General features: G+C 37.2%; 10 protein-coding genes. 2 read left to right on the forward strand and 8 right to left on the reverse strand.

The window, feature by feature from the left end:
* Positions 1-612: 612 nt before the first annotated feature.
* The 3 genes from ACFIL8_RS00765 to ACFIL8_RS00775 all read right to left on the reverse strand — a co-directional run bounded on the left by ACFIL8_RS00765 (position 613) and on the right by ACFIL8_RS00775 (position 4,480).
* Entirely contained in the window at positions 613-1,335 is a 723-nt protein-coding gene (locus tag ACFIL8_RS00765) for a glycerophosphodiester phosphodiesterase (protein WP_375611843.1), read from the reverse strand.
* A 169-nt stretch (positions 1,336-1,504) separates the two neighbouring features.
* Positions 1,505-3,061: a glutamine-hydrolyzing GMP synthase gene (guaA, locus tag ACFIL8_RS00770; RefSeq protein WP_375611844.1), complete on the reverse strand. Its 1,557-nt coding sequence runs from the start codon at positions 3,059-3,061 to the stop codon at positions 1,505-1,507.
* A 132-nt stretch (positions 3,062-3,193) separates the two neighbouring features.
* Positions 3,194-4,480 carry an RsmB/NOP family class I SAM-dependent RNA methyltransferase gene (locus ACFIL8_RS00775; RefSeq protein WP_375627664.1) on the reverse strand — a complete coding sequence of 429 codons (1,287 nt, stop codon included), beginning with the start codon at positions 4,478-4,480 and terminating at the stop codon, positions 3,194-3,196.
* Positions 4,481-4,946: 466 nt separating this feature from the next.
* On the opposite strand from ACFIL8_RS00775, the gene ACFIL8_RS00780 reads away from it, so the two are divergent.
* On the forward strand, positions 4,947-5,093 hold the full coding sequence (locus ACFIL8_RS00780; RefSeq protein WP_273722522.1) for a hypothetical protein: 147 nt from the start codon (positions 4,947-4,949) through the stop codon (positions 5,091-5,093).
* Positions 5,094-5,271: 178 nt separating this feature from the next.
* Here ACFIL8_RS00780 and guaB read toward each other — a convergent pair whose 3' ends face one another.
* The 3 genes from guaB to ACFIL8_RS00795 all read right to left on the reverse strand — a co-directional run bounded on the left by guaB (position 5,272) and on the right by ACFIL8_RS00795 (position 10,281).
* Complete coding sequence (gene guaB, locus ACFIL8_RS00785; protein ID WP_375613284.1) at positions 5,272-6,771, reverse strand: IMP dehydrogenase; 1,500 nt, start codon at positions 6,769-6,771, stop codon at positions 5,272-5,274.
* A 150-nt stretch (positions 6,772-6,921) separates the two neighbouring features.
* Complete coding sequence (locus ACFIL8_RS00790) at positions 6,922-8,493, reverse strand: phospholipase D family protein (protein ID WP_375613283.1); 1,572 nt, start codon at positions 8,491-8,493, stop codon at positions 6,922-6,924.
* A gap of 402 nt (positions 8,494-8,895) precedes the next feature.
* Positions 8,896-10,281: a sigma-54-dependent transcriptional regulator gene (locus ACFIL8_RS00795; RefSeq protein WP_375611848.1), complete on the reverse strand. Its 1,386-nt coding sequence runs from the start codon at positions 10,279-10,281 to the stop codon at positions 8,896-8,898.
* Positions 10,282-10,534: 253 nt separating this feature from the next.
* Here ACFIL8_RS00795 and ACFIL8_RS00800 point away from each other — a divergent pair, with 253 nt between their 5' ends.
* The gene (locus tag ACFIL8_RS00800; protein ID WP_375611849.1) at positions 10,535-10,894 is read left to right on the forward strand and encodes a hypothetical protein; all 360 of its coding nucleotides are present in this window, start codon (positions 10,535-10,537) and stop codon (positions 10,892-10,894) included.
* A gap of 277 nt (positions 10,895-11,171) precedes the next feature.
* Here the strand turns inward: ACFIL8_RS00800 and ACFIL8_RS00805 are convergent, their stop codons facing one another.
* A complete protein-coding gene (locus ACFIL8_RS00805) occupies positions 11,172-12,164 on the reverse strand; it encodes an SIS domain-containing protein (protein ID WP_375613282.1) in 993 nt (330 codons plus the stop codon).
* 39 nt (positions 12,165-12,203) lie between these two features.
* Entirely contained in the window at positions 12,204-13,094 is an 891-nt protein-coding gene (locus tag ACFIL8_RS00810) for a UTP--glucose-1-phosphate uridylyltransferase (protein WP_375638353.1), read from the reverse strand.
* Positions 13,095-13,383: the final 289 nt, after the last annotated feature.

Genomic DNA, 13,383 nt, shown 5'->3' on the forward strand with positions numbered 1-13,383 from the left:
CTTATAACTTTAACACGATGTTGCTACTGAATTTAAAGAAGAGACAAATAGAATTTTTTTAAAATTAAGAAAATCATTTTGAAGCGCTTAATAGTCTCTTTCCCTGTAACAAGATCACACCCCTCACGCAAAACAAAATGACACTGTATAACCAATTTCCATGCTGTTAAAAAATCTTTCAATACATCTACATTTCATGATAGCACCTATAAAATAAGCCCTAAAGCCTCTCCATTAAAGTATATAAGACTTTTTGTATGCCATCATTTTTACACTTCATAAAAGTGTAAAACGACATCATCATGTGCGATCCTAATGCTTCAACAAATCTTGCATTTAAAATACGTTAAATGAATATTTTTATTCTTTTCTCAATCATTTTTTATCCACACACCAACCCTGCTTGTAATGTGCAAACGAATGATTTTGATTGATTCATTGTAAAAATATTTGAAATAAGAGAATCTTACGTATTAAGGTCTCTTACTCACATGAATAAAATATTAATTATGATTATAAATCAATGTATTATTGTCGTATATTAGATAATTTTTCTTCTTTCATTACGCTAACTTTATGAAGATATATAGTTCCTTTTGTGTTGATGTATTTTTACCTTTGTGCACACAATTGCAATGCGAGATCAGGTTGATCTGTCGTAATATAATGTACAGGCATATCAAGCCAATATGATAACCGAGCTTTTCCATTAATTGTCCATACCCCTACAGTAAAACCAGCCTCAAGAGCTGATTCAATAAAGTTCTGTGAAACAATAGAGCCATCTAAACTTAGATCAGAATAACCTAATTGCTTCCATTCAGAAAAATGACGGTACATATCACCTTCGAAATTATCAACACATGGACCAGATGGTATTCCTGCTTCAATAAAAGGACGAAGGATAAAAGGATCAAAACTAATAGCAGAAACCCGTTCTGATAAATTTCGGCTTTTTATTAGCGCAAGCGCTTTTTGGGATAATATTGTTTCGCGCTCCACTTCACCGCATGTCTTGATTTCAAGATGCAATGCAACATTCGTTGGTGCTAAAAGATCAAGCACTTCTTCTAATAAGGGAGGTGCTTCTTGGCTTCCTTTTACGCAGAGTTGTTTGCGTGTTTCATTATCAATGTCGTGAATATACCCCTTTTTTCCAACCAATTGGTCTAGACGGAAGTCGTGAAAGACAACCACTTCACCGCTTTTTAGCAAATGAACGTCGCATTCAACTTCATCAACACCTAACGCTATAGCATTATTAAATGCCGAAAGGGTATTTTCAGGATAAAGATGAGCTCCTCCACGGTGTGCAACAATTTTTTTCTCAGACATGCAAAATCCCACACTTCTCAATTTTAAACGATATTGACGTACAGATTGCCAGATAAAAGCTTATATCATATGAAAATACACAATCATTTTTAAATGATTTTTTCTACACTTTTCGAATATCAAACCCTCAGTCATATTTTATTCTTAAAAGACTTATCCTTCATTTTAATTATTCCCATTCAATAGTACTAGGAGGCTTTGAGGTTACATCATATACAACACGATTAATCCCTCTAACTTCGTTAATAATACGTGCTGCTGTCTTACTTAAAAACGCCATATCATAAGGATAAAAATCAGCAGTCATTCCATCTACAGATGTGACGGCGCGAAGAGCACAAACAAATTCATAAGTGCGACCATCCCCCATAACACCAACAGTTTGAACTGGAAGAAGAACAGCAAAAGCTTGCCAAATTTCATCATAAAGACCGGCCTTACGGATTTCCTCAAGATAAATAGCATCTGCTTCGCGTAAAATTTCTAATTTTTCACGTGTTACAGCACCTGGACACCGAATTGCAAGGCCGGGACCTGGAAAAGGATGGCGACCAATAAACTGCTCCGGTAGCCCTAACTCTCGTCCTAGCGAGCGAACCTCATCCTTAAAGAGCTCACGTAACGGTTCTACAAGTTTCATCTTCATCTGTTCTGGTAGCCCACCCACATTATGATGGCTTTTAATGGTTACCGTTTCACCAATAGCAGACACACTCTCAATAACATCTGGATAAAGTGTTCCTTGTGCTAAAAACTCTGCACCTCCTATTTTTTTCGTTTCTTCTTCAAAAACTTCAATAAAAAGGCGACCAATTGTTTTGCGTTTTTTTTCTGGATCTGTCTCACCTTTTAAAGCATTAAGAAACACATCAGCAGCATTAACGTGAATAAGCTCTATATTATAATGATCACGAAAGAGCGTGAGAACTTCTTCAGCTTCATTCTTGCGCATCAGCCCATGGTCTACCAAAATACATGTCAGTTGATCTCCTATAGCTTCATGAAGGAGTACCGCTACAACAGATGAATCCACTCCCCCTGAAAGACCACAAATCACACGACTTTTCCCAACTTTTTGTCGTATCGTAGCAATTGCCTGCTCACGATAAGAAGCCATTGACCAATTGCCTTTAATAGCAGAGATCTTATGAACAAAATTTTGCAAAAGTTTTGTACCATCCGGTGTATGGATAACTTCAGGATGAAACTGTACCGCATAAAAATGTCTTTTTTCATCCGCAATAGCCGCATAGGGAGCTCCTTTTGAGGTTCCTATGACACGAAAACCTTCTGGTAAAGCTGCCACACGGTCACCATGGCTCATCCATACTTGATAACGAGAACCTTTTTCCCACACTCCATCAAAAAGGGCACTCTCTTCTTGAACTTCCAAAAAAGCACGCCCAAATTCACGCTCATGTCCAGCTTCAACCTTTCCTCCAAGCTGAACACACATGACTTGTTCACCATAGCAAATACCCAAAATCGGAACACCCGCCTCAAAAATTTCCATTGGTGCACGCGGAGAGCCCTCATCAATAACGGAATAAGGACTCCCTGATAAAATAATAGCTTTAGGATTTATGCGGCGCACAGCTTCTAAAGCCAATTGAAAAGGAGCAATTTCACAATATACCCCCATTGCTCGTACCCGTCGTGCAATAAGTTGTGTAACTTGTGAACCAAAGTCAATAATAAGAACAGTGTCTGGATGTGATATGCTCATAGAAAACCAATCAACAATTGTAAAAGAAAACTCATGAGAGTTATGATTTAATCTTTCTCTTTTCACAAGCCTATTTTCTTACGAAAAAGATTATTCTCGTAAAGTTTATGATAAAAAGTGCAAAAATATGGATCAATGTTTTTTTTGCAACACAGATAAAAAGAACCCATCTGTTTGTGTTGTGGCTGGCGACAAAGTAAGTCCATAATTTGAAAAAACTGGTTGCACAGGAGAAAAACTAAAATGTTTCTGCCAAAGCGCTGGCATATCTATTGGAGAAAAATGAGAATGTTGTTGAAGGAAATGGGAAATTTGTTCCTCATTTTCATCTGTAAAAAGAGAACAGGTAATATAGATTAAGCGCCCATTTGGCTTAAGATAAGCTATCGCTTCATTCAAAATATCCCTCTGTTCTGTTTGGCGTTGTTTCACTTGTTCTAATGTTAAACGCCATTTCGCATCTGGACGACGACGCCATGTTCCTGTCCCACTACATGGTGCATCTAGTAGAACTCTATCCATCTGGCCTATTAATGGCTTCAATTCTTCTTTTTGTGCTCGTGTTTGTACATTACGAACACCAGCGCGTCGAAGACGATCAAAAATAGGAGCTAAGCGCGCTTTATCGGAATCATAAGCATAAATTTGCCCACGATTGTTCATATCGGAAGCTAAAGCTAATGTTTTGCCACCAGCACCTGCACAATAATCTAATACCTGCATGCTCTCTTGCGCTTCCACAAGGTGAGCAACAATTTGAGATCCTAAATCCTGTATTTCAAAGTGTCCTTTTTGAAAAGCTGGTTCCACTTGAACATTGGGATGACGATTAAACTTTTCAATCGGTGCAATTCTTAAAGCTTGCCCAAACCATGGAAAAGATTTAAGTTTGGTTTTTGCTAATTCTTTCAGCACCTTTTCTGGTGTTGCCTTTAGGTTATTTACCCGTAGGTCTAAAGAAGGACGCGTTGCTAACGCAGCCGCTTCAGTGATCCAATTATCACCAAATAAAGGACGCAGATGCGCTTGACACCATTGCGGAATATCACCACGAATATAGTCTGGAGCATCCACTAATTGCTGACCTTGCCACGATTTACGCTGTTTAGCCCCTAATAACTGCGGTGCAAACCGATCTTCTGTCAACTCACCGTCAATTTGCTCCAGCGTCATTTTTCCAGAATCTAATAAGGCACCAAAAACGATATCTCGGATATCATCACTCTCCATACGCCATTGTAAAGAATAACGTCGTCTTAAAACATCATAAACGATTGTACCAATAGCTGCACGATCACCTGCTCCAGCAAAGCGATGAGAAAGACCCCAATCCTTTAAAGCTTCTCCTACTGGGCGATGCTTCATTTCTATCTCTGTGAGAACATCTATTGCTGCTTGCAAACGCCCACCTAATCGCATTCATTTCTCCCATTAAAATAATAAAATTTTAAATCATCTAAAAAATAATATTATCGCCTTCTTGCCAATGAAACCTTCTCAACGCCATAAAAAATTTACATTCAATCTTAAAACGATCTGATCATACTTTTTTATAAGATCCAATTTAGAGTATCTAAATTTTTCCTTTCATCTTCTGCCCATTCGTTTTTTATCCTTCTACCTCTTATACTAAAAGATACGTAGCCATCCATAAAAAACTTATTTCCGCCATGCATTACGAAAAAAACAAACTCTTTAATTTATTGGCGTAAAATAAAGTTTACGAGGATTGTCTGAACAATAGAAAAAATCTTCTCATAAAATTAAACAAGCTCATCTTACGTTCAACAAAAAATTAACTTTTTAGAAAATGCTTGGAACCACTATTTGGCATGACCGTTTTTACTCTAATGGCAACTGCCAGACAATTTTAAAGGAGAAAATAATGACTTATAATAATGGAAAAACAACTTCGTCTAAAAGCCGTCATAATACAATGCCCTCAAACAACGGAAAGAAATCCGTTCAAAGTGATCAGACAAACACTCGCCAACGTGCGTCAAAGACTGGACGGAAGACAACAAAAAGTTAATTCTAATTTTATATAACTTATTTCATATAGTCTTAACAGAAAGAATTAGAGTTTTAACCTCTAATTCTTTCCTTTTTGGGATTATTACACCAAATTACAAACAGAAAAAGCGCAGTCTCTCTTTCTTGTTCTCGGCAAATTTTATATTTATGCAATATGATATTAGGCTCTTGTATCTTTAAACTGGCCCACGATAATTTGGACTCTCTCGTGTGATAGAAACATCATGCGTATGACTTTCATGGAGTCCCGCATTCGTAATACGTACAAACGTTGCTTTTTCACGAAACTCTACGAGATCTTTTGCTCCAACATACCCCATCGAAGCACGAAGTCCACCAGCAAGCTGATGTAGAACTGATGCTATAGGACCTTTATAAGCCACCTGCCCCTCCACACCCTCAGGAACCAACTTAAGTTCATCACGAACATCATCTTGAAAATAGCGATCTGCCGATCCTCGTGCCATAGCACCAACAGATCCCATGCCGCGATAAGCTTTAAAGGATCGTCCTTGATAAAGATAAACTTCGCCAGGACTTTCTTCTGTACCCGCTAAAAGAGAGCCAATCATAGCAGCACAAGCCCCACCTGCTAAGGCTTTAGCAAAATCACCCGAAGCTTTTATCCCCCCATCAGCAATAACGGGAATGCCCGCTTTTTCAGCAACTTCTGCAGCATTCATAATGGCTGCAAGCTGAGGAACACCAACACCTGCAACAATTCGCGTTGTGCAAATAGAACCAGGACCAATCCCAACTTTTATAGCATCCGCACCACTGTCAATCAAAGCCTGTGTTGCTTGAGCAGTCGCCACATTACCAGCAATAATAGCTGGAGAAAACGTCATTTTTTTAATACGCTCAACAGTGTCTAATACACGCTGAGAATGTCCATGTGCAGTATCAATTACTAGAATATCAACGCCTGCATCAATTAATCGTTCAGCCCGCTCAAACCCATCGTTCCCTACACTACTTGCAGCTGCAACACGCAAGCGACCTTGTGAATCTTTGGCAGCGTTTGGATTTAATTTTGCTTTTTCAATATCCTTAACTGTTATCAGTCCGACACAACGATTCTGTTCATCCACAACTAATAATTTTTCAATACGATGATGATGTAAAAGATACTTCGCTTCATTGAGTTGAACATTTTCACGCACTGTGATTAAATTTTCATGCGTCATTAATTCATAAATTTTTTGTTTAGGATCCGATGCAAAACGCACATCCCTATTTGTCAAAATGCCAACAAGCCGTCCAGCAGTTTCACCTTTAGCACCATTTTCAACAACCGGAATACCGGAAATACCATGAGAGCGCATCAAAGATTTTGCTTCTTCAAGTGTTGCATCTGGTCCAATGGTGACTGGATTAACAACCATACCAGATTCAAACTTTTTTACTTGGCGAACTTCTTCTGCCTGCTCTGCAGGAGACATATTACGATGAATAACCCCAAGACCACCAGCTTGAGCCATAGCAATTGCCAAACGCGATTCTGTTACCGTATCCATTGCCGCAGAAAGCAATGGCAAATTGAGCTTAATATCCGCTGCAATGCGCGTACTGAGATCCACTTGACTAGGCATAACAAGAGAATGACCGGGTTGTAAAAGTACATCATCAAAAGTCAGTGCCAATGCACCTGTCCCCGTTTCAACAATCTTTGCCATATCAAAATTCCTTTTATAATAAAACACCGCAAGAAGCTTTAAAATACAACTGCGGTTCTCATACATGGTAGATTGGCAAAAAATTATGCCATGCTACAAACAAAATGAAAAGAAAAATAAATATTTTTTTTAAGTGTGGTTTATAAAAATTTACAATTGTGATTCAATAGGTAACCAACTTATTATTTTTGCAAATGCGCGACGCCAAAAATTGCTTTCTGGCTCATAGTCAATGCTATATTTTTTTTCATTTTCAATAAAATCCCAATAAATACGATTATTATCACCAAGACGCAGATGATAGCTCATTTCCCCTGTGGTTTCTTCAGAAAACAACAAATCTAATCTTGCTGTAATGGGAGCACATTCAAAAAGAATGCCCATTTCTGTATTTAATGATGCTGATCTTGGATCAAAATTTAAAGATCCAATAAAAGCTGTTTTACGATCAATTAAAAAAGCTTTGGCATGTAGACTTGCCTTACTCGATCGAAACAATCGTAACCCATGAGTATTGCCTTCCGCTTTTAATTCATAAAGATTAACACCACTTTTCAACAATGCCTTACGATAAGGTACATAACCACCATGCACTAATGCTACATCAGTAGCTGCTAAAGAATTTGTCAGAATTTTGACATCAACACCTTTTGAAACCAAATTACTAAAATTCTGCGTGCCAACCTTACCAGGAACAAAATAAGGTGACGTAATCTGAACCGTTTTTTGGGCATTTCCAATAACCTTTGAAAGTGCCTTCATAAGCCAATTACTTGCTTTTTTACGCAATGCTTTTTCTGGAGGGTCAGAAAGAACAACAACTTTGTCTGCTAAAAATAACCGCTTTCCTGTTTGGATAAAACAATTAAAGTTAATGTGCTCTTTGACATAATCTAAATAAACTTTTGCAACTTTGGAATCACGAAACTTTCGTAATTTATCTTTCCAATAGCTAAGATCACTTGCGCTTTTAGGAACAACCAAAGTATGAATTGGCAAAACAACAGCACTATTCCAAAAATCATCAAAGATACTTTCTACCTTTTTAACAGAAGGACCGATTAACATCAAATCTAAATCTCGAAAATGGGATTCTTTACCAGCATCAAAATAAGAATCTGCAAGATTACGTCCTCCTACAAAAGCGACCCTGCCATCAACAATAAAAGCTTTATTATGCATTCTACGTGTTACAGTAATTGCCCGTAATATAATTTCTAAACCACGGCGTAAACCACCTTTACGCGATCGCCCTGGATTAAACATTCTCACCTCAATGTGAGGATGTTTATCTAGCGCAATATAAGCTGGATCACGTGCCTGAGCATTAATATCATCCAAAAGAAGCCGTACCCGAACCCCTCGATCAGCTGCCTCAACTATTTCACTTAATAATAGGCGCCCCGTTAAATCATCATCCCAAATATAATACATCAGATCAAGGCTACGCCCAGCCTCTGCAGCTCCTATTGCCCGAACACAAAACGCATCCAAATTGCTGATAATGAGGGAAAGGGCATCTTTATCAATCCCCAATCCATTTTCTTTCTCAGCTAATTGACTGACGATACGATCAAGCTTAGTTTCATCTTTCTGAAGAGGTAACGCATAAGAACATTTTCCCCTAGCATTTTTCACAAAACGCCCATAGGTGTAGATTGCCAACATAGATGCAATAAAAAAAAAGAGGACAAAACCAATAACAATCTGTAAAAGAGTCAAAGAGGGCAAACTTTCTATTTTAAACTATCACATCATCAGTAATGCAAACGATAACACTAATCACTTTATCTTAATCGTATAGCAGATAAAATGCCACTTCTTGCTTAAGAGAGTATAAATTTAATATTGATGATACAAAAATTTTAGCGGTAGTATTTAAAAGTTTTTAAAAATGCTTCTCTGTTTTAATAAATGTAAACTTAACTAAAATTGTATAAATTGAAACAAACGATTAAAATAGTCACATAAAATTTATATTTGATTTAAATCAACAAAATCATCCACTATAGATAAATTTTACAATAAATGATTGTTTTCTTCAGCTTTCCCCCACGGACTTTATCAAAATTCACTCTATTTTTTGAAACGCTTGCTTGTCATGAAGAGAAATTTGTTATGAATTTACTTTCGTTCTTGATTTCTTATTGCTCTCAATTCTTCCATTTTTCTATAAAGTGTAGAGCGACCAATATGAAGGCGACGCGCAATCTCACTCATATGTCCTTTATAATGTTTAATCGCTTTCTCTATAATATCATGCTCCATTTCTGCAAAAGTACGTACATGCCCATCAGTATTCAAAAATTTTATCGATTCTTGCTCATTATCTTCTTGCATATTACCCTCAATGATATTGGGAACATTCATTAATGAATTTCCCATTAATTGCGGAAAATCTCGAACAGTTAATAACGGTCCTTCACTGAGTAAAATCGCACGAAATAAAAAGGTTTCAAGCTCATTTCTATTGCCAGGCCAATCATACTGCATAAGCAAGGAAAGAGCAGAGCCTGCTAAACCATGGACATGTGATCGCCCTGTTTCTGTGATAATGCGATCAATCAAACGTTGTGTGATCTCTGGAAAATCATCCCTTAATTCTCGTAAAGCAGGAACGCTAATAGACAAGTGAGAAAATTGTTCAAACAAACTATGCAAAAAAAAGTTCTCATTAACCAAGTCCTTTAAACGCGATGTTGAAATAGCGATGATCCGAAAAGGAAAAAAATCTCCTTTTGTATCCCTTTCCCTTTCTTTAAGGTAATGAGCAAACCGTTTTTGCTGTATGGGCTCAAGTCGATCAATATCACAAAGGCAAAGTGTCCCTTTTTCAAGAGAAGAAACCAATGGTAGGAATTCTTTAAACCACTGCTGATTTTCTTCTTCTGGATCAACGATGGCTGAACATTGAAAGCGAACAAAAACACCCTCCGAAAATAATCCCTCATGATGAATAATCCGAGCTAATGTCTCACGTCCTGTTCCAGCTTCTCCCTCTATCAAAAGATTCTGTAAAGAAGTTGCTGCTTGTCTCGATTGTTCTAATACTATCTGCATAGCTCTACTTTTTACGCAAAGATCAGAAAACCGTAAATGATTCTCTTTTTTTCGCCGAATATCTCGAACCTCATGCTCCAAGGCAGAAATAAGAGCAAGGATATCCAAAGTAACTCTTACACGTAATAATGTTACTGGATGGATCCAATAATCAATAGCTCCAGCTGTTAAAGCTTTCTGGAGTAAATGCTGATTCTCTTGTTGTGCTATAACGACAATAGGAACAGAAACACCAGCAACTCTAATCATTTTAATCAAATCGCTCACACTCAAATCACTCATAACGACATCAAGGAGTGCAAGCACAATGTTTTTACGCCTGTGTAAAAGATCAATCGTACGGAGACCATTTTCTGCTTCAATGACACGATAACCAAAACCTCGCAGCATAGAAGAAAGTTCTATACGTCTTCCATAATCTTCACTCGCAACAAGAATGGGACCAACCATAATGTCAATAATCTCCTTTGAGACTACTTAGCAGCTTAATATAAAAATTGTTGTAAACCATAAGAAATATTTTACCTCTTGTGTTTCACTTACGAAATTCATCAAGCTGTCAATTAAATACAACATTAAGGCATTTTTTTCCATTTTTTTGCTTTTTCATTGATTTTTATCAAATTTTTCATATTGACTCATGGGGTAATTTAATAATGTTATAGAAACTAGAGAGCAAAATAATCTAAATAGAGTGCAATAAATGAAACATACCTATCATATTTTATGTCTTACAATTACCGCCTTGCTGTTAAGTGCCTGTAACTTTTCGCGATATTATAACTCAAATATGCCAACTGGAATTGATGGAAAATGGGTTGATGAGAATGGTATTATTTCTTCTTTCCACAATGGTGTTTTTGAAACGCATGCAGCAGATACAGAAGAAAAACTATCAGAAGGAGCATATAATTATCTCAATGCCCAAAATATAGAAATTGAAATACGCTCTATTCTCCGTGGAACAATTTCTAGAGTCAATTGTACAATGTCATATGACGCCACACAACTTCTCTGCACCTCACATACAGGAGCACAGTTTTTCCTTAAGCGGAAATCTTAACAAAGTACAAGGGAAACCTCTCTTAAGAACAGAGGGAGCACACACATTAAGCAGGAGGCGATATCCTTTCTCCTCCTGATAGAAAATCCTCTCTAAAATACGCAAAGAGGCTGGTATAATCTTTACCCTGAAAATTTTCTAAACATTATGAAATGCGTAAAATAATCATTTTCTTCCACAAAATATCAGTAAAGCCACCTCACAATAAAATTGTAACTTTGTATCATTCAATCTATTTCAACCTAAAATAACATTTTATTTGATAGGGAACTTTAATCTAAGCAGCGCCAATGCGCAAAAGATCATGAAAATGAACAATTCCTATCGGTTTTTTATCTTCAACCACAAAAAATGCACCAATCTGATGATCATTAATAAAAGCTGTTGCTGCACCAACAAGTGTATTTGGCTTTACAACTTTAGGAGCTTTGGTCATCACCTCGTCAACATTAAATTTTGATAAATTAAAATGAATGTTACGTGCAAGATCGCCATCAGTTACAATTCCGATTAGTTCACCTTCTTGATTCACAACACCAACACAACCAAAATGTTTTTCCACCAAAACATTCATCGCTTCAGTCATAGCTGTTCCCTGCATAACCAAAGGAATATTATCACCCTCATGCATAATATCACACACGTATTTAAGGCTTGCACCAAGAGAACCACCAGGATGATATATTTTGAAATCCGTTGCGGTAAAACCACGCATTTCTAAAAGAGAAACCGCTAATGCATCTCCCATTGCCAATTGCATAATTGTTGAAGTTGTAGGGGCTAAACCATGGGGGCACGCCTCTTCTATCTTTGGTAATAATAGTACAATATCAGCTTGTCGTCCTAACACAGAGTGCTTACTTGATGTCATCGCAATAAGGGGGATACGAAAACGCGCCGCATAACTTATAATACCACTTAACTCTTGAGTTTCACCAGACCATGATAAAGCAAGAATAACGTCATCAGAGCCAATCATACCAAGATCACCATGATTGGCTTCTGCAGCGTGAACAAAAAAGGCAGGTGTTCCAGTTGAGGCTAAGGTTGCTGCAATTTTTGTCCCTATATGACCACTTTTTCCAAGACCAGTAATAACCACATGTCCACGAGCATTTCTAATAGTTTGAACAGCCGCTTCAAAAGAAGAAGAAAGACTTTCCAGAAGAGCTTTTTCAAGAGCTTCAAGCCCCTGCTTTTCACTAGCAAGTGTTTTAAGCGCTGATGCTACTGCACCTTGCAAAGCCATATGAGGAGACGATATTGTCATAATCAAATTCGACCAATAAAATTAAGTGAGAGATCTATATCACTTTTCGACATTAATGGTTTCTAGTAAATTTTTCAATGAAGCAGAAACGTGGCTGTGCATATCAGCGCGTGCCAAAGAAAATGCAACGTTGGCTTCAATAAAACCAGCTTTAGAACCGCAATCAAAAGTGCGCCCTTTTACTTGCAAACCCCAAAAATCTTGCTCATTTGAAAGCCGTATCATAGCATCTGTTAATTGAATTTCATTTCCTGTTCCCCGTTCTTGAGTGGAAAGAATATTAAAAATTTCTGGCTGCAAAATATAACGTCCATTGATGTACAAATTTGATGGTGCCGTACCTTGTGCTGGTTTCTCTACCATTTTTGTGATTTCAAAACCATTTGCAATCTGTTTGCCTTTCCCAACAATACCATATTTATGTGTTTCTCTAGGATCGCATTCCTGAACTGCTATAATATTTCCCCCACCCACCTTTTCATAAAGGCTCATCATTTCAGAAAGACAGCCCTTTTTCGCTTGTATCAACATATCCGGTAATAACAAAGCAAAAGGTTCCCCTGCAACTAATTCACGTGCACACCAAAGAGCATGCCCTAATCCCAAAGGTTGCTGTTGCCGAGTGAAAGAAGTTGACCCTGGTAATGGCTGTAAACGGTATAAGTGTGCAAGATCTTCTTTCTTTCCACATTCAGCAAGTATCGTGTATAATTCAACTTGCGCATCAAAATAATCCTCAATGACTGCTTTGTTACGTCCAGTCACAAAAATAAAATGCTCAATACCAGCTTCCCTCGCCTCATCCACAACATATTGAATAACAGGTTTATCAACAACTGTTAGCATTTCTTTAGGAATCGTTTTTGTCGCAGGAAGAAAACGCGTACCAAGACCTGCTACTGGGAATACTGCTTTCCGGATTTTACGCACACTCACCCTCCTCAATGAATTCATATAACTTTTTTGTTTTATTTATCATATGTTTTTACGAAATGGTAAAAAAGATATCTTATTGTTTTGATTATCATTATAATGAGCAATAAAAATGTAAAAAGAGTCTGAGAATTTATTGAAGGGATTAAAACGTATTATTTATTTCAGTTTTTTCCTCTTCTTGATCATATTATCGATTAAACTAAATACAAAATAAAGTTATTGCACATCTAATGAATTGAATATTAATGGGGATTTCAAAATGCAAAAAACAGAATTGAAGACT

Source organism: Bartonella sp. AP57NXGY (assembly GCF_042195805.1).
In the GTDB taxonomy this organism is placed as follows: domain Bacteria; phylum Pseudomonadota; class Alphaproteobacteria; order Rhizobiales; family Rhizobiaceae; genus Bartonella.

Bases quoted from the DNA above. Each gene is read 5' to 3' on its own strand.
- ACFIL8_RS00765 (WP_375611843.1), bottom strand. From the start codon at position 1,335: ATGTCTGAGAAAAAAATTGTTGCACACCGTGGAGGAGCTCATCTTTAT.
- guaA (WP_375611844.1), bottom strand. From the start codon at position 3,061: ATGAGCATATCACATCCAGACACTGTTCTTATTATTGACTTTGGTTCA.
- ACFIL8_RS00775 (WP_375627664.1), bottom strand. From the start codon at position 4,480: ATGCGATTAGGTGGGCGTTTGCAAGCAGCAATAGATGTTCTCACAGAG.
- ACFIL8_RS00780 (WP_273722522.1), top strand. From the start codon at position 4,947: ATGACTTATAATAATGGAAAAACAACTTCGTCTAAAAGCCGTCATAAT.
- guaB (WP_375613284.1), bottom strand. From the start codon at position 6,771: ATGGCAAAGATTGTTGAAACGGGGACAGGTGCATTGGCACTGACTTTT.
- ACFIL8_RS00795 (WP_375611848.1), bottom strand. From the start codon at position 10,281: ATGGTTGGTCCCATTCTTGTTGCGAGTGAAGATTATGGAAGACGTATA.
- ACFIL8_RS00800 (WP_375611849.1), top strand. From the start codon at position 10,535: ATGAAACATACCTATCATATTTTATGTCTTACAATTACCGCCTTGCTG.
- ACFIL8_RS00805 (WP_375613282.1), bottom strand. From the start codon at position 12,164: ATGACAATATCGTCTCCTCATATGGCTTTGCAAGGTGCAGTAGCATCA.